The organism is Streptomyces sp. CB02980, assembly GCF_014451325.2.
In the GTDB taxonomy this organism is placed as follows: Bacteria; Actinomycetota; Actinomycetes; order Streptomycetales; family Streptomycetaceae; genus Streptomyces.
In genome coordinates this window covers 268,765-287,403 of record NZ_JACSCH020000003.1, presented here as the reverse complement: position 1 = coordinate 287,403, position 18,639 = coordinate 268,765, and the positions used below count along the sequence as shown (strand labels likewise).

Below are 18,639 nucleotides of genomic sequence, written 5' to 3'. Positions count from 1 at the left end.
CGTTGGATCGCGAGCGCTGGATCGGGGGTCAGGCCGAGACCGTGCGCAGCACCAGCGCGGCTATCGCGAGCAGGGTGATGACCACGACCGGCGCCACCTCGTAGTCCTTCGCCCGCAGGTGGGTGATCAGGGCGCCGATGAAGTAGAGCGCGACGCCGATCGCCGCCGCCCCGCCGAGCGCCGGCACGGCGAGCCCCGCGAGCAGGCCGAGCGCGCCCGCCGCCTTCAGCGTCGCCAGGCGTGGCAGCCAGGAATCCGGCACGTCGAGCTTGGTCATGCTGCCGACGATCTGCGGGTTGCGGGTGAAGGTCAGGAAGGCCGAGGCCGAGAGTGCGAGGGCGAGCAGCGCGGCGACGACGACATAACCGATAAACATGGACGTACTCCAATGGTCTGAGTGCCTCAATCATTGAACTGTATCAACGATTTCCCTCGCTCCACAATAGGGCCGCTGCTACGGTGGAGGACATGGCAGCTCTCCCGACCGACCGCCTCGGCTTCCTCCTCTCCTTCCGCGGGGAGCTCACCGGTGCGCGCATCCGCGCCGCCCTGGGCGTCGCCGGACTTCACCCGAGGAACGCGATGACGCTGATGCAGCTCGCCCCCGGGTCCATGAGCCAGCGCGAGCTGGCCGCCGCCATGGAGGTCGATCCCAGCCAACTGGTCGCGATCCTCAACGAGCTGGAGTCGGAGGGGCTCGCCGAGCGGCGGCGCGACCCTGCCGACCGGCGCCGCCACATCGTGGAGATCACCGAGGCGGGCGCGGCCGCCCTGGACCGGGTCGACGCGGCCGTGAGCGCGGCCGAGCGCGAGCTCTTCGGCGACCTCACCGCAGCCGAACAGGTCCTGTTGCGCGGCCTGCTGGACCGGGTCGTCGTGGACGCGGCCGATCACGAGTGCGACGCCGGGTAGATCCCCGAAGCGCGCGCGCGACCGATGAGTTCCGGTGGGGCCGGGGGTCTACCCCGATGAACAGCCGCATGGCCCACCACCGAGGAGACGACCATGGTCGAGACCGACACCCGCGTCCTGGACACCGCCGGCGCGACCCTGCGCTACGACGTACGCCCCGGCACCGGGACCGGCGAGCGCCCCCTGCTGCTGATCGGCTCCCCGATGGACGCCACCGGCTTCACCACGCTCGCCTCCCACTTCGCCGACCGCACCGTCGTCACGTACGACCCGCGCGGGGTGTCCCGCAGCGAGCGCACCGACGGCGCGACGGAGACGCTCCCCGAGGAGCACGCCGACGACCTGGCCCGGCTGGTCGAGGCGCTCGGCGCCGGCCCCGTGGACGTCTTCGCGAGCAGCGGCGGCGCGGTCAACGCCCTCGCGCTGGTCGCCCGGCGCGGCGACCTGGTGCACACCCTGGTCGCGCACGAGCCCCCGACCGCCCAGGTCGTCCCGGACCGCGAGGCGGCCCTGGAGGTCTGCGCGGACGTCCACGCCACCTATCTGCGGGACGGCTGGGGGCCGGCGATGGCCAAGTTCCTGGCGCTGACCTCCCGCAAGGGCGAGTTCCCGGCGAACTGGGCCGAGGAGCCCGCCCCCTCCCCGGCCGCGTTCGGCCTGCCGGCCGAGGACGACGGCTCGCGCGGCGACCCGCTGCTCGGCCAGAACATGCGCGGCTGCACCTCCTACGTCCCCGACTTCACGGCCCTGCGCGCCGCGCCGACCCGGATCGTCGTCGCGGCCGGCAAGGAGTCCGAGGACACCTTCGCCGCCCGCGCGGCGGTCGCCGTCGCCGAGGGCGTCGGCACCCCGCTCGCCGTCTTCCCGAGCCACCACGGCGGCTTCCTGGGCGGTGAGTTCGGCCAGCAGGGCGCTCCGGCGGAGTTCGCCGAGGCGCTGCGCGCGGTCCTCGACGACAACGCCAACTGAACCTCTGCGTCAGCTCCTCGTCGCGGCGGCGGCCCCCACGGCCGCCGCCGCGTCGACGTTGCCGAGCCCCAGCTCGACCAGGTTCTGCGGGTCGCCGCCGAGTCACGCATGAAGATCTCCCCATTCGTCGGCATTTGGGTCATTCGGCAAGCTGTGGACGGAATCCGCATCCGGAAGCAGAGGCGAGTTGTTCTAGCGGAGTGCGAACAACTTGTTCTATCCTGATGCGAACAAGGGAGGGTTTCTCATGAACCGAGCCAGGCCGTCCACACCCGCCGTGCCGCCCGCCACTCCGGCGAAACCCGGGACATCCGCGACACCGCCGAATCCGGTGACCACACGCCGCCTTCGCGCGCTCGCCGCGTTCCCGTTCGCCCTCACCCTCGTCGGCTGGCTGACGCTGCTCGCCGTCTGGGACGACCGGATCCCCGACACCCTCGCCACCCACTTCTCCGGGGGCGACGGCGGCCGCGCCGACGGCTTCACCGGCCGCACCGCGTTCACCGTCATCAGCGTCGCCCTGCTCGTCGGACTCGGCACCGGCTGGACGGTCCTCGTCCGCCGTACCGCGCTCTGGGGCGCATGGGCGACGGCCGGCTTCGCCGGAACACTGCTCGCCCTCCTCGTACGGGACAACCTGGACGCCGTCGACCCGGTCCTGGTCGTCTCTCCGCTCACCAACCTGGCGCTCGGCGCGGCGGTCGCCGCCCTGTGCGCCCTCGCGGGCTGGGCGCTGACCCGCCTCGTACCGGCCGGTGAACGAGCGGACGCCCCCGCGGGCGAGCCCGACGCACCCCGGCTCACGCTCGGCGCGAGCGAGGTCGCCGGCTGGACCCGCGCCACCGACTCCCGGCCGCTGACCGTCCTCGCGGCGCTCGCCCTCGTCGCCGTCCCGGTCGGCCTGGTCCTCGCGCCCTGGCCCGGCGCCCTGCTCGCGCTGCTCGGCCTGGCCGTCGGCGTACCGGGGCTGGCCCTCGCCCGGGTCCGGGTCACCGTCGACCGGCGCGGTGTCACCGTCCGGCCCTCGTTCGTCTCCCGGCCACGCGTGCGCGTGCCGCTCGACGAGGTCACCGGTGCGAGCGTCCGGGAGCTCGACACCGCCGCCGTGCTCGCCGACTACGGCGGCTGGGGCTACCGGGTCCGAGCCGGCCGTACGGGCGTGGTGCTGCACTCCGGCGAGGCCCTCGTCGTACGGCGGGTCGACGGCCGCGAGTTCGCGGTCACCGTGCCCGACGCGCACACCGCCGCCGCCCTCCTCAACACGCTCGCCGAACGGCATGGGAAGGTCTGACCGTGCTCTTCCGTGTCGACCCGGCCTCCGCCGTGCCCCTCGGCGACCAGATCGCCGCCTGCGTCCGCGGCGCCCTCGCCGACGGCTCCGCCGCGCCCGGCGAGCGCCTCCCGGCCGCCCGGGAACTCGCCGACTCCCTCGGCGTCAACGTCCACACCGTCCTCCGGGGCTATCAGCGGCTCCGCGAGGAGGGCCTGATCGAACTCCGCCGGGGCCGCGGCGCCCTCATCGTCCCCGGCGCCACCGCCCCCGACCGCGCCCGCCTGGTCTCCCGGCTCCGCGAGGCGGCAGCGGACGCCCGCGAACTGGGCCTGACGGACGAGGAGTTCGTGGAACTGGCGCGGACGAGCCTGGCCTAGGTCACGGCGACGCGCGGACGAGCCCGGGCAGGTCACGGCACCTGGTGCGGACGAGCCCGAGTGACCGGCGCCCGGGACCGGGCCGCCTCAGCGGCCGGCTCAGCCCAACTCCCGTACCGGCGCACCCGCCAGAAACGCCTCGATGTCCTCCACCGCCTGCCCGAAGTACCGTCCGTAGTTCCCCTCCGTCACATAGCCGAGGTGCGGCAGCGCGAGCACGTTCGGCAGGGACCGCAGCGGATCGTCCGCGGGCAGCGGCTCCGTCTCGAAGACATCGAGCCCGGCCCCCGCGATCGACCCCTCGCGCAGCGCCCGCAGCAGCGCACCGCCGTCGACGAGCCCCGCCCGGGAGGTGTTGACGAGGTACGCGTGCGGGCGCATCGCCCGCAGCTCGGGCTCCCCGACCAGGCCGCGGGTCCGGTCCGAGAGCACCATGTGGAGCGAGACGAAGTCGCTGTCCGTGAACAGCTCCCGCTTGTCCTTCGCGCACCGCACGCCGTGCTCGGCGGCCCGCTCCTCCGTCAGGTTCGGGCTCCACGCGCGCACGTCCATCCCGAAGGCGAGGCCGATCCGGGCCACCCGGGCGCCGATCTTGCCGAGACCGACGAGACCGAGGGTCCGGCCCGCCAGGTCGGCGCCGACGGTGGACTGCCAGGGCCCGCCCTCGCGCAGCGCCCGCGCCTCGGCCGGTACGTGCCGGGCCAGGCCGAGGAGGAGCGCCCAGGTGAGTTCGGTGGGCGGCTCGGAACTGCTCGCCGTGCCGCAGACGGTGACCCCGCGCGCGCGTGCGGCGGCGACGTCGACGGAGGCGTTGCGCATCCCGGAGGTGACGAGGAGCCGGAGCCGGGGGAGCCGGGCCAGGAGCTCGGCGTCGACGGGGGTCCGCTCCCGCATGACGACGAGGATCTCGCAGTCCTCGACGGCCGCGACGAGCGCGTCCCGGTCGGTGAGGTGCTCGCGCAGGACGCGTACGTCGACGCGGTCGGCGAGCGGGCTCCAGTCGGCGGAGGTCAGGGCCACGCCCTGGTAGTCGTCGAGTACGGCGCAGCGCAGCTTCATGACGGCATGATCGCGCACGGCCCGGGGGCGGCGGGGGTTGCCCCCGCAGGCTGCTCCACCGGCTGCCCCCCGCAGGCTGCTCCGCCGGTTGCCCCCGCAGGCTGCTCCACCGGCTGCCCCGCACGGCCCCGGGCGGCCGCTGTGATCGTCGCAGGCGGTGCGGGGGAGCCCGGGCCCCCGCACCTCACCGACGGACGGTGTCGTCGGTCTTGAGGTCGTTCAGGGAGTCCTCGAAGTCGTCGACCTCGTCCGGGCAGTAGACCTGGAGGACGAGCCGCTCGACCTCGACGGCCTTGGCGTCGGTGATGACAGGACGCATCCCGGGGCCGGCGGCACCGTTCCCCTGCTGGATCTTCCACAGCGCCGTCTTCAGGGCGCTGCCCGGATCGTCGCAGACCGGGCCGCCGTCGGTGCCGAGGACCCGTTCGAGGGTCTCGGTGTCGGGGGCCGGGTATCCGGCCTGCACCAGCTCGTCCCGGAGCTGGTTGGCCTTGGCCGCGGTCTCGTTGTTCGTCTTCACCGCCTCGTACCGGACGAGGCCGGTGATGACGAGGCCGACGAGGATCACGATCGCGCCCCAGTAGATCCATTTGTGCTCGGAGGCGAAGCGGGTGGGGCTCATGCCTGCTCTCCCTCGCTCGGAGTGGTGGCGGCGGCCGTCTTCCAGCTCGGCTTGCGGAACTTCAGGAAGGCCCACGGGATGAGCAGGCCCAGGAGGACGAGGCCGCCGCCGACGATGGCGACGTACGCCCAGACGCTGCCGCTGCCGAACTGCGAGCTCGGGATGAAGCCGATGCACAGGGCGGCGACCGAGGCGAGCAGGCCGACGACGCACAGCACGCCGAGCGCGGGTGCGCGGTAGCCGCGGGGGTGGTCGGGCTGGGTCTTCCGCAGCCGCATCGCCGCGGCGAACATCAGCAGGTAGACGATCAGATACACCTGCGTGGTGATGACCGAGAAGATCCAGTAGACGCTGGAGACGTTCGGGATCAGCGCGTACCCGAGGGCGATGACCGTGGTGACGACACCCTGGGAAACAAGGATGTTCTGCTGAATGCCGTTCTTGTTCAGCTTCTGCAGGTACGGCGGCAGGTAGCCCTCCTGGCGGGAGATCTCCAGGAGGCCCTTCGAGGGGCCTGCGAGCCAGGTGAGCATGCCGCCGAGGGAGGCGGACACCAGGGCGACGGCGGCGATCGGGGTGAGCCAGCCGATGTTGAAGTACGCGAAGAAGGCGTCGAAGGCCTGCATCACGCCCGCCGTGAGGCTGAGCTGGTCGGCGGGTACGACCCAGCTGATGGCGAGCGCCGGCAGGATGAAGATCAGCAGCACCAGGCCCATCGCCAGGAACATCGACTTGGGGTACTCCTTCGCCGGGTCCTTGAGCGAGGAGACGTGCACGGCGTTCATCTCCATGCCGGAGTACGACAGGAAGTTGTTGACGATCAGGACGAGGCTGGCGAGGCCCGTCCACTGCGGGAAGAGGTTCGCGGCGGTCATCGGGGCGGCCGAGGGGTTGCCCTGGCCGAGGAAGACCATGCCGAGGACCACCAGCAGGGTGCCGGGGATCAGGGTCCCGATGATCAGACCCCAGCTGGCGAGTCCGGCCAGTGCCTTCGTGCCGCGCGAGGAGATCCACACGCCCGTCCAGTAGAGGACCACGATGACGATCGCGGTGTACGGGCCGCTGGAGGCGAGTGCCGGGTCGATGATGTAGGCGATGGTGGACGCGACGAACCCGAGCAGGCTCGGATAGTAGAAGATCGTCATCGCGAACTGGCACCACACGGCAAGGAATCCGAGCGGCTTCGACAGCCCCTCCGAGACCCACCGGTACACGCCGCCGTTCCAGCCGGAGGCGAGCTCCGCGGAGACCAGGGCGGTCGGCAGCAGGAACACGATCGCCGGGACGAGGTAGAGGAACACGCAGGCCAGGCCGTAGACGGCCATGGTGGGCGCGGCCCGCAGACTCGCCACCGACGCGGTGGTCATCAGGGCGAGCGTCACCCAGGTGAGGGTGGTGGGCGCCGGCCGCGTCGCCGCCCGCGGTCTGGGTACGTCGGCCGGCGTGTCGATACTGCTCATGGGGCCCTCCCTCGGGTCGCGCGATGAGCCCAAGCTCGGTCGTGCGGGGGCCTTCCACAAGCGGAGCGCGTCCGTACGGGGGACCCGGCGCGCGGGCCCACCCGGCCCTGACGGCCGCGGCGCGGGTCCGAGCTCAGACGGTGGGCGGCGGGTCCCAGCTCAGACGGTGGGCGTACGGGTGAAGGAACGGCGGTACGACCGGGGCGGGACGCCGCGGCGGCGGACGAACTGGGCGCGGAGCACCGCCGCGCTCCCGAAGCCGACCGCGTGGGCGATCTCCTCGACCGGCAGGTCCGTGGTCTCCAGGAGCTCCTCGGCCCGGCTCAGCCGGAGGGAGAGCAGCCACGCGTGCGGGGTGGTGCCCGTGGAGGCGGCGAACCTGCGCGCGAAGGAGCGGCGGCTCATCAGTGCCCGGCGGGCCAGCTCCGCGACGGGAAGCGGCTCGTGGAGATGCTCCCGGGCCCAGGCGAGGACGTCGGTGAGCCGGTCGTCCCGGCTGTCCTCGGGTACGGGCGTGGCGAGGTACTGGGCCTGGCCGCCGTCCCGGTGGGAGGGGAGCACCAGGTCCCGGGCGATGGCGTTGGCCGTGGTGGCCCCGTACTCCCGGCGCAGCAGATGCAGGCAGAGGTCGAAGCCGGCGGCGGCGCCCGCGCCCGTGACGATGGGGCCCTGGTCGACGTAGAGGGCGTCGGGTTCGACGGTGACGTCCGGGTGGCGTTCGGCCAGGAGTCCGGCGAACCGCCAGTGCGTGGTGGCCCGCCGCCCGTCGAGCAGCCCGGCCGCGGCGAGCGCGAACGCCCCGACGCAGTGGGCGGCGACGAGCGCCCCGCGCGCGTGGGCGGCGGTCAGCGCGTCGAGCACGTCGGGCCCCGGAGGGGTACGGAACTCGGCCCAGGGCAGGGCGATCACGAGGTCGGCGGCGGCCAGCCGGTCCAGACCGTGCTCGACCACGAGGGGCAGACCGACGTCGGTGCGGACGTTTCCGGGCCGGTCGGTGCAGAGCGCGAAGTCGAAGAGCGGAAGGCCGCCGCCGCGCGCGTCGAACACCTCGGAGACGATGCCCGCGCCGAGCATGCCGACCCCGTGCGGGGCGTAGGCGGCGACGGTGACGAAGGGCGGCATGGGGCCGAGTGTGGCACGGGGCCCGGGATCGGTACCGATGGCGGTGGCACCGGTGACCAGGGCCCGACGCGGGCGCGAGGCCGGAACGAGAACGATGGCCGTGAGGACGGAACGATGACGATGGCCGCGAGGCCGGAACGACGATGGCACGATTCCCGCGATCGATGGCAGTACGGCCACTCGTGAAGATCGGCGCCGCGCAGAAGACTTGGGGACATGACGAACCACGACGCACCGAGCGCCCGCACCGCCACCTACACGATCCTGACCACCGGATACACGCTCTCCACGGGCCCCGGGGTCGCCGCCACCGTCTCGTACGTGCGGGACGGCGACCGGCATGTGATCGTCGACCCCGGGATGGTGGCGAGCCGCGACCGGATCCTCGGCCCGCTCGCCGAACTCGGCCTGGGACCGGACGACATCACCGACGTGGTGCTCAGCCACCACCACCCCGACAACACCATGAACGTCGGCCTCTTCGGCCGGGCCCGAGTCCACGACCACAAGGCGATCTACGAGAACGACCAGTGGACCGACCGCGACGCGGAGGGCCACGAGCTGGCCCCGTCGCTGCGGCTGATCCGTACCCCCGGCCACAGCCCCGAGGACATCACCCTCCTCGCCGGCACCGACACGGGCGTCGTCGCCTTCGTGGGTGACCTGTGGTGGCGGCCGAACGGCCCGGTGGAGGACCCGGTGGCCCCCGACCACACGGTCCTCAAGGACTCGCGTCTCCGCGTCCTGGCCACGGCCGACGTGATCGTCCCGGGCCACGGCCCGGCGTTCCCGGCGGACGACACGGCGCCGCTGTAGCGGGCAGTGGGGCAGGGGCGGGCGCGACCGCGGCCCGGCCGAGGTCCGGTCGAGGCGCGGTGGAGGTCCGACCGCGGTGCTGCCGCGGTACGGCCACGGGGCCGGAGTGCCGCCTAGAATGGACTTCCATGTCGAAACCTGACGAGCTGCTCGTTGACATTGCCGCCACGGTGGAGTCCGGGCAGAGCAATCAGATGTCCATGACGGTGGTCGTGGGGGGTGCGGTCCTCACCGGTCGACTGGCCCCGGAAGCCCTGTGGCGACAGCGGGTGTCGGAGGTCCTGACGGACTCCGCCCGCCTGGGCGAGTTCTCCGGCGTCTTCAGCCCTTCCGAACGCGCGGACGGGCCACCCACCCACCTGCACTTCCACCTCGCCCGGATCCTCCAGGGCACGGTGGGCATCCCGGAGACCGGCGGCATGTACCGCGTCGCCCTCGAGGACGTCAGCGCCTGGACGGTGGGCGACTTCAGCTATTCCGATCACTGACCGATCAGAAGGGCGTCGACCGGTCAGAAGGTCGTCTCGGAGGGTGAGGCCTGCTCCTCGGCGGTGACCGTGAGGCAGGTGAAGCCGAGCTTCGTCATGGCCCGCACGACCTCGCCGACGCTGAAGTCGCGGCGGTCCTGGCGGGTGACGACCTCACCGACCTGCTTCACGGGGTACTGGCGCCGCCCGATGACGACGACGTCACCGATCGCGGGCTCGGGCTTGACGCCCTTCATGGATTCGATCACGCCGGCTTTGGTCAGCTCGAACGGGAAGCGGGCGATGACACAGCGCATGGTGACTCCTGCGGAGAAGTGGTCCAGAAGGGGGCCGGCCAGGAAATTCCCGCAGCCGATGAGGGGTACTGAAGGGTACGAAGCGGTTCTACGAGGTACTGCACGGTACTGAGGTAGCGCGGTTCTCAGGGTTGCAAAGAGCTGAGGCCCGCACCCCAAAGGTGCGGGCCTCAGCTCGTCAGCTTGTGCTACGCGTCAGCGCCGGGTGTCAGGCGGGGACGATGTTCTCGGCGGTCGGGCCCTTCTGGCCCTGCGCGATGTCGAAGCTCACCTTCTGGCCTTCCTGCAGCTCACGGAAGCCGGAGGAGGCGATGTTCGAGTAGTGGGCGAAGACGTCGGGGCCGCCACCGTCCTGCTCGATGAAGCCGAAGCCCTTTTCCGAGTTGAACCACTTCACGGTGCCAGTCGCCATACCAAATTCTCCTTCGGGGCAGTGCTCGGAGCGCACACAGTGTGTGCTCCGTGTCGCTGCGATGATCGCCCCGTCCGGAAAAAAGCCCGGAAATGAAAAAGGGTGCCCAGCGCCGGAAAACCGGAAGGGCACTCGTACGTTCGGGACCCACAACTGCAACTGATATCGACAGTAGCACGATGGGACGGAGCGTGCGGGGTGAAGATTTCGTCCTGTCGCATCCCGTGTGTTTACATGACAAATTTTCACCGCGCGTAGCTTCGAATTCTTGCGGGGCGATCTCGGAAATTTGCCCGTGTGGAGCACGGGTTGCAGGGGGTCCGGGGAGGCGTCGACGGTGTGGCTCAGGTCACACCGTCCAGTCGATGATCGGCTGTCCCCGGGCGGGTCGTCACGGTGACAACAGAGCGACCGACTCCCGCGCCCGAGGAAGGCGCGCCATGACCGCCACGCTCAACACCCCTGCCCGCGCCACCCGTTCCACCCCCGGAGCGGACGCCCGGCGTCCGCTGCTCGGCGTATCGCCCCGGTCCTGGTGCTCGCCGGCTTCGCGGCCTCCTCCGTCACGGTGACGGCGTTCACGGCCGGCGCGGCCCTGGGCCCGTGCCGGCCGGCGGCGGCCGCGCACCGCCTGCGCGGGAGCTCGACGCCGAGCCGCTGACCGGGTGCGCCGGCAGCCGTGGACCGGGCGCGCCGGTGGTGTCAGCCGGCGGCCTGCGCGATGAGCGCGGCGATCCGGGTCTCGTCGGCGACGGTGAGCTCGGTCAGGGCGTAGCTGGTCGCCCACATGGTGCCCTCGTCGAGCTGGGCGAGGTCGCTGAAGCCGAGCGTGGCGTAGCGGCTCTTGAACTTCTGCGCGCTCTGGAAGAAACAGACGACCTTGCCGTCCTTGGCGTACGCGGGCATCCCGTACCAGGTCTTCGACGCCAGGCCCGGCGCGTGCTCCTTGACGATCGCGTGGATCCGCTCGGCGAGGACCCGGTCGGTGTCCGTCATCTCGGCGATCTTCGCCAGGACATCGGCCTCCCCGTCGGCCTTGGCCGAGCGCGAGCCGCGCCGAGCGGTGCTCTTGAGCTCCGTGGCGCGCTCCTTCATCGCGTCGCGCTCTTCCTCGGTGAAGCCGTCGTACTTCGCGCTGCTCTTGCCCTCGGCGGCGGTGCTGGTGCCGGTGCTGGTGCTCTTGGTGGACGACCGCGTGTTCGACATGACGGGGTTCCTCTCGCAAGGCTGGCTGGGGATGGCTACTGCGTACGGGAAGGGGAGGGGAGGGGAGGGGAGGGGTGCGGTTACGGATCTGCCGGCGTACGGCGTACGGCGCCCGGGGTACGGCGCCCGGGGTGCGGGGTCAGGGGTGCGGGGTCAGGGGTACGGCGAACGGGCCTACGGGGTACCGGGTCAGGACGCGGCGGCCACGGAAGCGGGCTCCCAGGTGAAGCCGTCCGGGTCGGTGAAGGCGCCGGTGCCCTCGCCGCCGAGCACGACCCGGTGGGATCCCTCGCCGTCGACGGGGACGCCGACGTCCTTCGCGAGGGCGCGGCGCCCGTACAGGGCGAGCTTGACCGGGCTGCCCTCGGGGGCGGCGAACTCGACGTACTTGCGGCCGAAGCTCTTCCCGACGGTGAGGCCGTGCTCGACGTAGAACGCCCTGCTGGCGGCGACGTCCTCGGCTCCGACCAGGAGGACGAAGGACTCGACGCGGCCGGTGGCCGGGCCGGTGTCCTTCTTGTTCGAGGTCGCGACCTTCCAGATGGTCCCGTCCGGGGCCTGGAAGACGCCGCCGTAGCCCCAGAAGGACTTCGAGGCGGGCTTGAGCGAGGTGGCGCCGGCGGCGAGGGCCGCGTCGACGAAGTGCCGGACGTCGGCCGGCCGGTCCACCGTGAGGGAGAGCGAGAAGCCGCGGAAGCCGGTGGTCGCCGCGTCGGAGGCCCGCAGGCGCACATGGGCGCCGAGACCGGAGGCGGTGTAGAAGCGGTCGGCGGCCGAGAGGTCGGCCACCTCGAGGGTGATGGAGGCGATGGCGTTCATGAGAATCACGCTAGTTGCGGGGCGGTCACCGGTGCTTCTCGATTCCTGACCGGTCGGGTGACCTGCTTCGCCACGCACGAGGGCAGCCCGGCCTCGCCGTCGGCGACCTGGCGTCGGTAGACGCTGGGCGATACGCCGACGAGCTCGGTGAAGCGGGTGCTGAAGGTGCCGAGCGAGGAGCAGCCGACCGTGAAGCAGACGTCGGTGACGCTGAGGTCGCCGCGCTGGAGCAGCGCCATGGCGCGCTCGATGCGCCGCGTCATGAGGTAGGAGTACGGGGCCTCGCCGTACGCCTGCTTGAACTGGCGGCTGAGGTGCCCGGCCGACATGTTCACCCCGCGGGCGAGCGCCTCGACGTCCAGTGGCTGTGCGTACTCCCGGTCGATCCGGTCGCGAACGCGGCGCAGCCGCGCCAGATCACTCAGGCGCTGCGCCTCGGTCAGTGCGCTCATCCACGCAGGATGACACATGAGGGGAATCCTTTCAGCGCAGTTGCTGGACGCGGACGAGGTTGCCCGCGGGATCGCGGAACGCGCAGTCCCGTACGCCGTACGGCTGGTCGGTCGGCTCCTGGACCACCTCGACGTCCCCGGCCTGCACCTTCTCGAACGTGGCGTCGAGGTCGGGGGTGGCGAGCAGGATCCAGCCGTAGGTGCCCTTGGCCATCATCTCGGCGATGGTGCGCCGCTCGGCCTCGGTGATCCCCGGGTCGGCACCGGGCGGCGCGAGCAGGATGGACGTACCGGGCTGTCCGACGGGTCCGACGGTGATCCACCGGGTCCTGCCCTGGCCGACGTCGCTGCGCACCTCGAAGCCGAGGGCGTCGCGGTAGAAGGCGAGGGAGGTGTCGGGATCCTCGTGCGGGAGGACGGTGGTGTGAATGGTGATGTCCATGCCCACAAGCTAGTTGGGCACGCACGCCCTCGCTTCTCGATTCCTGACGAATGTGTCCGTAAGGCGTTCGCAAGCCGCTCGCTCCTGCTCCAGCGTCACCATCTGGTGCCCCCGTCAGGAGGCACTCTCCCCGGTGTCCCTTCCCTCGCCGATGAATCGGCGCAGTTCCGCGCAGAGGGCGCCGGGGTTGTCCAGCTGGACGAGCGTGCCCGCCTCGGGGATCTCCACGTAGCGCCCCCGCGGCAGCAGTTCGGCGAGTCGGCGGCCCGTGGCGGGCGGCATCATGAGGTCCTGGGCGCCCCAGGCGACCAGCGCCGGCCGGTCGAACTCCCGGAGTCTCTCCGCCGCCTTGAGGTACGTGTCCTTCTCCGTGCTGCGGCAGAACGCGGCGAGGTCCCGGCGGATCGCGCGCTGGGTGAGCAGGGGCCGGTACCAGCGGCGTACCAGCGCGTACGGGATCGGCCGCTTCGCCATCCCGCCCAGCGAGGTCCTCATCCGGACGAGGAAGGGGACCCGGAAGGACTGGAGCAGCAGGTAGAGGCCGCCCGGGACGCGGCTCGCCGCGTGCAGGGTCCTGCCCTGGATGCCGGGCGGGTAGTTGTCCAGCGCCTCGCACGAGGTGAGCACCAGACGGCCGACGCGCTCGTCGCGCACGCCCACGAGGAGCTGAGCCGTGCCGGCGTCGTTCTGGACCAGGGTGACGTCGTGCAGGTCGAGGCGTTCCAGGAACTCGGCCAGGATCGCGGCGATTCCGTGCGCCGACAGGTCCGCGTCCGGCCGCATCGGCCTGCGGTGGCTGCCGATCGGCAGGACGGGCACCACGACGCGGAAGTCCCCGCGCAGCTCCTCGACGACCGCGTCCCAGACCGACTCGTCGAAGCCGAGCCCGTGGACGAGCACCACGACGTCCTTGTCCCCGACTCCGTCCTCGCCCGCGCCTCCGCCCGTGTCCGTGTAGTCGATGACGCCTGCGCTCAGTTCGATCTCGGACAACGGACGACCCCCGACTCGATACGACGACTGTCTCTCACTCGATGTCTCACTCGATCTCACTAGATAGACCGATCTAGTGAGAGACTAGCGAGTGTGAGGACCACGGGCGACACCAGGCAGCGCATCGTCACCGCCGCGACCGAGCTTTTCCGGCGCCAGGGCTACGCGGCCAGCGGGATGAAACAGATCGTCGCGGCGGCGGACGCCCCGTACGGCTCGGCCTACCACTTCTTTCCCGGGGGCAAGGCGCAGCTCGGCGAGGAGGTGGTCCGTACGTCGGGTGCGGCCTACCTGGGGCTGATCGCCGAACTCTTCCCGACCGCCACCGCCGCCGGGGGAGCGGACACGGACACGGCCGTGGCCACGGACATGGCCGCCGTCACCAGCGACGCGTTCATGGCCGCGGCCGAGACCCTGCGCGAGCTCGACTTCGCGGACCCGTGCCCGATCGCCACCGTCGCGCTGGAGGTGGCAAGTACCCATGAGCCGCTGCGGCTCGCCACGGCCGAGGTGTTCGCGAGCTGGACGGACGGCCTCGCCGCCTTCTACCGGGCCGGAGGCATGGCAGAGCCCGCGGCGCACGAGACCGCGAGCTCGGTGATCGCCCTCCTCGAGGGCGCGTTCATGCTGGGCCGCGCCGCCCGCAGCACCGATCCGGTGACGGCCGCGGCGCGGGCGGCCGCGGCCGTCGTGCGTGCGGCCCTGCCTCAGGAGGGAGAGTGCGCTGAGGGCCTGCCCGGAGGATCATGGCCGGGGCCGCGGCCTGTCCGACCCTGATCCGCCGGACACCCCTAGGCGGCCTCCGCCGTCGGACGCAGCCGCTGGAACACGATCCGCCCCAGATCGAGCATGCTCAGACCGAACATCAGCACACCCAGCGGGACATGAACGGCCATCACATGGTTGACGCCCATCACCACCTGCAGGGTCCCGAGGAGCAGGAAGCCGGTGGCGTAGAGGACCGGTCGGGCCGGGGCGCCGCCCGGCCGCCACGCCAGGATCGCGGCGAGCAGGTACAGCATCGACATCGCGTACATGCCCTTGGACCCGAGGTCGTGCAGGGTCGATCCGACCTCTGACGTCAGCGCCATTCCGGCCGTGACGGCCTGGAAGAAGATGCCCGCCGTCTGCAGGGCGATCGAGACGCGCACGAACCCCGCGAACCGGCCGCCGCTCCGCCCCGCCACCACCGCTGCCGATGCCGCCGCCGTGTCCGCCGTCATCGACGCCGCCGTCCCCGCTGTCGTCCGCGTGGCCATGGTGATCCCGTCCTTCCGCTGCCGGTCGCTCTCTCGACAGTCCGACGACGCAGCCCCGGAGAATGTGAGGCGCTGTACCGGGGTTACGGAGTGATGCGCGTCTCACCGATCATGGCGAGCGCGGATCGAACGAAGGGGGACACCACCACCATGAGCGGCAGCCGTACGGAACCAGAACGCGGGCTCGCGCCCGTATCCGCCCGCCCCGAGGGCGAGTACCGGCAGTTGATCAATGTCGCCTACCGGCTGCTCGGCTCCCTGGCGGAGGCGGAGGACGCCGTTCAGGAGGCCTTCGCCCGCTGGTACGCGATGTCCGGCCCGCAGCAGGAGGCCGTCGAGGCGCCCGGCGCCTGGCTGACGACGGTGGTCGGGCGCATCTGCCTCGACGTCCTCGGCTCGGCGCGGGCGCGGCGCGAGCGCTATGTGGGCGAATGGGTCCCGGAGCCGCTGCCCGACACGACGGAGTGGCTGAACGGCCGGCCGGGCGACGGCGGGAGCGACCCCGCCGACCGGATCGCCCTCGACGAGTCGGTCGACATGGCCTTCCTCGTCGTCCTCGAATCCATGACCCCGGCCGAGCGGGTCGCGTTCATCCTGCACGACGTCTTCCGGTACCCCTTCACCGAACTGGCCACGATCGTCGGCCGCACACCCGCGGCGTGCCGGCAGCTCGCCTCCTCGGCCCGCCGGCGCGTCCGGGCGGCCCGGGCGCCGGAGCCGCCGACCGGTCTGCAGGCGCGTGTCATCAAGGACTTCAAGCAGGCGTGGGAGGCCCAGGACATCGCGGCCCTCGTCGGCCTGCTCAACCCCGACGCCACGGTGGTCGTCGACGGCGGCGGCCTGGTCGGCGCGGCACTCCGCCCGATCGCCGGTGCCGCGGAGATCGCCCGCTACATCGTCGCGATCGGCGACATGGCGCCCGGCATGACGCTCCAGATCCGCTCGGTCAACGGCCGCCCCGGCCTGGTGGCCCGACGCGGCGGCACGACCGTGACGGTGGCGGCGTTCGGCTTCGCGGACGACCGGATCACGCACATCTGGGCGGTGCGCAACCCGGAGAAGCTCCAGCCCTGGACGGAATGAGGCGGCCTTTCGAACGTCCGTACAACCTTGAACGGCCGTCGTGAGTCCTGTGGTCGTGGCGCCTGGACGCCACGACCACAGGACCCGTCCCGTGCTCCGGCCCCGCCCCCTCTGCTGATCCGCTCCAGGAAGGTCGGTGGGGCCACTGCCGGGTGCACCGCACCCTTGCCAGGCCCGTCCCCACCCCACGTCACCCCACGCCACGTCACCCCGCCCCACCCCGCCCCACGTCACCCCACCGCCCCGGAGAGACACCCCCGTGACCCCGTACAGCCGCACCACCCCGCGTCTCCTCGCCGCGGCCGTCGCCGTCGCCCTCGCCGCGACCGTCTCCGGCCCGACGGCCCAGGCGCTGGCGGTGGACACCGCGCCTCGTGCCGTCACCGCTCGGGCGGCGGCGGGCGAGCAGGCCGCCCCGCTCGACCTCCCCGACGACGCGAAGCTGCTCAGCGCCGGCCGGACCGGCATGCTCACCAGCACGGGCTGGCAGCAGGAGACCGCCGTCCACCGCTGGACGCCCTACGCGGGCGGCGCCACCGTCACGCTCACCGCAGGGCCCAAGTGGGGCAGCACGGGCTCGGACCTCGTCGCGTCCAAGGACGGGGACGTGTACACGCTCACCGACATGAGCGGGACGGCGGAGCCGGTCGTGATCGACACATCCGGTCTCGGCACCCCCGGCGAGCGCTACCACCTCCGCCGGGTCATCGGCACGACGCTCGTGATGAGCCACTACCTCCAGGGCGAGAGCCGGTGGACGTTCCATCTGGTCTCCGTGGAGAACGGCCGGACCGTCGACCGGCCGATCGCGTCACCGGTCGGACAGGAGGACTACGACCTGTACGACGCCGGGCCGGGCCGGATCGTCATCGGCTACGGCCGGCTCGAATCGACCCACTACGTGCAGCGGCTCTGCGTGGTGGACGTGGCGACCGGCGAGGTGACGGAGACGTACGAAGCCTTCCCCGACTCGTCGTTCCGCATCGGCTCCGTCGCCCAGTCCCCGAACCACCTCGCGTGGATCGAGTGGCGCCAGAGCCCCGTCCTGGCGTTCGCGCCCCGGGGCACACAGGACGTCGAGCGGATCCCGCTCACGACCACGGGCGAGGCGAGCGACGTCGAGGTCCGCCCGCTCGGCGACTGGGCGCTGTACACCCGGCCCGGCGGAGGCACGGCCTACACCGGCGCCGATCCCCTCCACGCGCTCACCGCCCGCTCCCTGACGACCGGTGAGGCGTTCGAGGTCTTGGACCACGCCTCGTCCACCGCCTACGACCGGGACGGGAACCTGCTCGTCCTCGGAGGCACGCTCGCGCAGGGCGAGGGCCTGTACCGGATCGCCCCGGACGCGGCCACCGGCAGGCCGGCCGCCACCCTCGTACGCGGCTCCGGCCGGCCGACCGCCCTCGTCGTGCAGGCGGAGACCCTGCCGCCGACCGGCACCGTCGACTTCGACCGCGCGGGCGGGCAGCTGACGGCCGCCATGACGCTCAGCCGCCCCAACGCGAACGTGACCCTGAAGCTGACGCACACCGCCTCGGGACGGACCGCCGAACCGCACACCTTCTGGCCCGGCGGGATGACCCACCCCACCGCCACCTGGAACGGATGGTTCGACGACGGCTACCCGGCCTACAACGGCGCCTACACCTGGACGATGACGGCCACGCCCGCCAACGGCATCGGCCCGGCCACCGTCCGCACCGGCTCCTTCACCCTCACCCGCGCGCCCCGGCCGCACGACTTCGACGGCAACGGCTCGCCGGACGTGTTCGTCCGCGAGAACAGCATGCTCTCCCTGTACGACGCCGGGCAGATCACCCGTCTCGGCAGCTTCGAGAGCGCGTTCGAGACACGGATCGGCTTCGGCTGGAACACGTACGACCGGATCACCGCGACCGGAGACATCGGCGGCACCCGCAACGGCGATCTCGTCGCACGGGACAGGACCGGGGCCCTCTGGCTCTTCGAGGGCAGGGGCGACGCCAAGACGCCCTTCCGAGCACGCTTCCGGGTCGGCGGCGGCTGGCAGGTGTACGACCGGCTCGCGGGTGGCTCCGACCTGACCGGTGACGGCCGGAACGACCTGATCGCCTCGGACAGGACCGGCGTGCTGTGGCTCCACCCGGGCACGGGCAGCGCCACGAAGCCCTTCGCCGCCCGCAAGAGGGTCGGCGCGGGCTGGGGCGTCTACAACCAGCTGACCGCCACCGGGAACCTGGCCGGCGGCCCGGCCGGTGACGTGGTCGCCCGCGACAAGGCCGGTGTCCTCTGGCTCCACCTCGGCAAGGGCGACGGCACCTTCGCGCCCCGCACGCGGATCGGCGGCGGCTGGGGCGCCCTCAAGAGCGTCGTCGGCCTGGGCGACGTGGACGGCGACGGCCGGAACGACTTGATGGCCCTCAAGGAGGTCGTCGGGGAATACCCCGTGATGCTCGTCTACCCGGGCACGGGCCAGTGGCGGACCCCGCTCGGACCGCCCCGGACCGCCCTCCCCCGGTACGAGAACTGGAGCGGCGAGCTCTTCTGACGCCCCGCCACCCTCCCTCCCCCAGAACGCATTCCAGAAGGAGAGCCAC

At 72.0% G+C, this 18,639-nt stretch carries 22 protein-coding genes; 9 read left to right on the top strand and 13 right to left on the bottom strand.

Translation table 11 applies throughout. From position 1 onward, the window contains the following. Positions 1-28 precede the first annotated feature (28 nt). Positions 29-376: a DoxX family protein gene (locus E0F75_RS08240; RefSeq protein WP_187621836.1), complete on the bottom strand. Its 348-nt coding sequence runs from the start codon at positions 374-376 to the stop codon at positions 29-31. Between the two features lie 92 nt (positions 377-468). Here E0F75_RS08240 and E0F75_RS08235 point away from each other — a divergent pair, with 92 nt between their 5' ends. From E0F75_RS08235 to E0F75_RS08220, 4 genes are all read left to right on the top strand, one after another. After that, complete coding sequence (locus E0F75_RS08235; protein WP_194480333.1) at positions 469-912, top strand: MarR family winged helix-turn-helix transcriptional regulator; 444 nt, start codon at positions 469-471, stop codon at positions 910-912. A gap of 93 nt (positions 913-1,005) precedes the next feature. After that, on the top strand, positions 1,006-1,881 hold the full coding sequence (locus E0F75_RS08230; RefSeq protein WP_187621834.1) for an alpha/beta fold hydrolase: 876 nt from the start codon (positions 1,006-1,008) through the stop codon (positions 1,879-1,881). Positions 1,882-2,212: 331 nt separating this feature from the next. After that, positions 2,213-3,172: a hypothetical protein gene (locus E0F75_RS08225; protein ID WP_187621833.1), complete on the top strand. Its 960-nt coding sequence runs from the start codon at positions 2,213-2,215 to the stop codon at positions 3,170-3,172. Between the two features lie 2 nt (positions 3,173-3,174). Further along, entirely contained in the window at positions 3,175-3,531 is a 357-nt protein-coding gene (locus E0F75_RS08220; protein WP_055598364.1) for a GntR family transcriptional regulator, read from the top strand. A gap of 99 nt (positions 3,532-3,630) precedes the next feature. Here the strand turns inward: E0F75_RS08220 and E0F75_RS08215 are convergent, their stop codons facing one another. The 4 genes from E0F75_RS08215 to E0F75_RS08200 form a co-directional block, all read right to left on the bottom strand. Beyond that, complete coding sequence (locus E0F75_RS08215) at positions 3,631-4,590, bottom strand: D-2-hydroxyacid dehydrogenase family protein (RefSeq protein ID WP_187621832.1); 960 nt, start codon at positions 4,588-4,590, stop codon at positions 3,631-3,633. 184 nt (positions 4,591-4,774) lie between these two features. Next, positions 4,775-5,212, bottom strand: coding sequence for a hypothetical protein (locus E0F75_RS08210; protein WP_187621831.1), 438 nt, complete (start codon positions 5,210-5,212; stop codon positions 4,775-4,777). Further along, a complete protein-coding gene (locus E0F75_RS08205; protein WP_187621830.1) occupies positions 5,209-6,672 on the bottom strand; it encodes an APC family permease in 1,464 nt (487 codons plus the stop codon). Before E0F75_RS08205 ends, E0F75_RS08210 begins: the two co-directional genes overlap by 4 nt. A gap of 159 nt (positions 6,673-6,831) precedes the next feature. Beyond that, positions 6,832-7,794, bottom strand: coding sequence for a GlxA family transcriptional regulator (locus E0F75_RS08200; RefSeq protein ID WP_187621829.1), 963 nt, complete (start codon positions 7,792-7,794; stop codon positions 6,832-6,834). Positions 7,795-8,010: 216 nt separating this feature from the next. Between E0F75_RS08200 and E0F75_RS08195 the strand changes: the two genes are divergently transcribed. Both E0F75_RS08195 and E0F75_RS08190 read left to right on the top strand, forming a co-directional pair. Then, positions 8,011-8,610 carry an MBL fold metallo-hydrolase gene (locus tag E0F75_RS08195; RefSeq protein ID WP_030323687.1) on the top strand — a complete coding sequence of 200 codons (600 nt, stop codon included), beginning with the start codon at positions 8,011-8,013 and terminating at the stop codon, positions 8,608-8,610. Between the two features lie 128 nt (positions 8,611-8,738). Beyond that, positions 8,739-9,098 carry a hypothetical protein gene (locus E0F75_RS08190; protein WP_187621828.1) on the top strand — a complete coding sequence of 120 codons (360 nt, stop codon included), beginning with the start codon at positions 8,739-8,741 and terminating at the stop codon, positions 9,096-9,098. A gap of 23 nt (positions 9,099-9,121) precedes the next feature. On the opposite strand, the gene E0F75_RS08185 is transcribed toward E0F75_RS08190, so the two are convergent. The 7 genes from E0F75_RS08185 to E0F75_RS08155 form a co-directional block, all read right to left on the bottom strand. Continuing rightward, a complete protein-coding gene (locus E0F75_RS08185; RefSeq protein WP_030323683.1) occupies positions 9,122-9,394 on the bottom strand; it encodes an SCO5918 family protein in 273 nt (90 codons plus the stop codon). Positions 9,395-9,602: 208 nt separating this feature from the next. Then, positions 9,603-9,806, bottom strand: a complete 204-nt coding sequence (locus tag E0F75_RS08180) for a cold-shock protein (RefSeq protein ID WP_055598357.1) — start codon at positions 9,804-9,806, stop codon at positions 9,603-9,605. A gap of 702 nt (positions 9,807-10,508) precedes the next feature. Beyond that, complete coding sequence (locus tag E0F75_RS08175; protein WP_187621827.1) at positions 10,509-11,012, bottom strand: iron chaperone; 504 nt, start codon at positions 11,010-11,012, stop codon at positions 10,509-10,511. A gap of 189 nt (positions 11,013-11,201) precedes the next feature. Next, complete coding sequence (locus E0F75_RS08170; RefSeq protein ID WP_187621826.1) at positions 11,202-11,831, bottom strand: glyoxalase; 630 nt, start codon at positions 11,829-11,831, stop codon at positions 11,202-11,204. A gap of 5 nt (positions 11,832-11,836) precedes the next feature. Further along, positions 11,837-12,283: a helix-turn-helix transcriptional regulator gene (locus E0F75_RS08165; RefSeq protein ID WP_229312589.1), complete on the bottom strand. Its 447-nt coding sequence runs from the start codon at positions 12,281-12,283 to the stop codon at positions 11,837-11,839. Positions 12,284-12,314: 31 nt separating this feature from the next. Further along, on the bottom strand, positions 12,315-12,725 hold the full coding sequence (locus E0F75_RS08160) for a VOC family protein (protein WP_187621824.1): 411 nt from the start codon (positions 12,723-12,725) through the stop codon (positions 12,315-12,317). A gap of 114 nt (positions 12,726-12,839) precedes the next feature. Then, entirely contained in the window at positions 12,840-13,718 is an 879-nt protein-coding gene (locus E0F75_RS08155; protein WP_187621823.1) for an alpha/beta fold hydrolase, read from the bottom strand. Between the two features lie 93 nt (positions 13,719-13,811). Here E0F75_RS08155 and E0F75_RS08150 point away from each other — a divergent pair, with 93 nt between their 5' ends. Next, entirely contained in the window at positions 13,812-14,495 is a 684-nt protein-coding gene (locus E0F75_RS08150) for a TetR/AcrR family transcriptional regulator (RefSeq protein WP_187621822.1), read from the top strand. A 14-nt stretch (positions 14,496-14,509) separates the two neighbouring features. On the opposite strand, the gene E0F75_RS08145 is transcribed toward E0F75_RS08150, so the two are convergent. Then, positions 14,510-14,977, bottom strand: a complete 468-nt coding sequence (locus E0F75_RS08145; protein ID WP_374115382.1) for a hypothetical protein — start codon at positions 14,975-14,977, stop codon at positions 14,510-14,512. 150 nt (positions 14,978-15,127) lie between these two features. Here E0F75_RS08145 and sigJ point away from each other — a divergent pair, with 150 nt between their 5' ends. Then, positions 15,128-16,060: an RNA polymerase sigma factor SigJ gene (sigJ, locus tag E0F75_RS08140; protein WP_187621821.1), complete on the top strand. Its 933-nt coding sequence runs from the start codon at positions 15,128-15,130 to the stop codon at positions 16,058-16,060. Between the two features lie 259 nt (positions 16,061-16,319). Beyond that, the gene (locus E0F75_RS08135) at positions 16,320-18,590 is read left to right on the top strand and encodes a VCBS repeat-containing protein (RefSeq protein ID WP_187621820.1); all 2,271 of its coding nucleotides are present in this window, start codon (positions 16,320-16,322) and stop codon (positions 18,588-18,590) included. Positions 18,591-18,639: the final 49 nt, after the last annotated feature.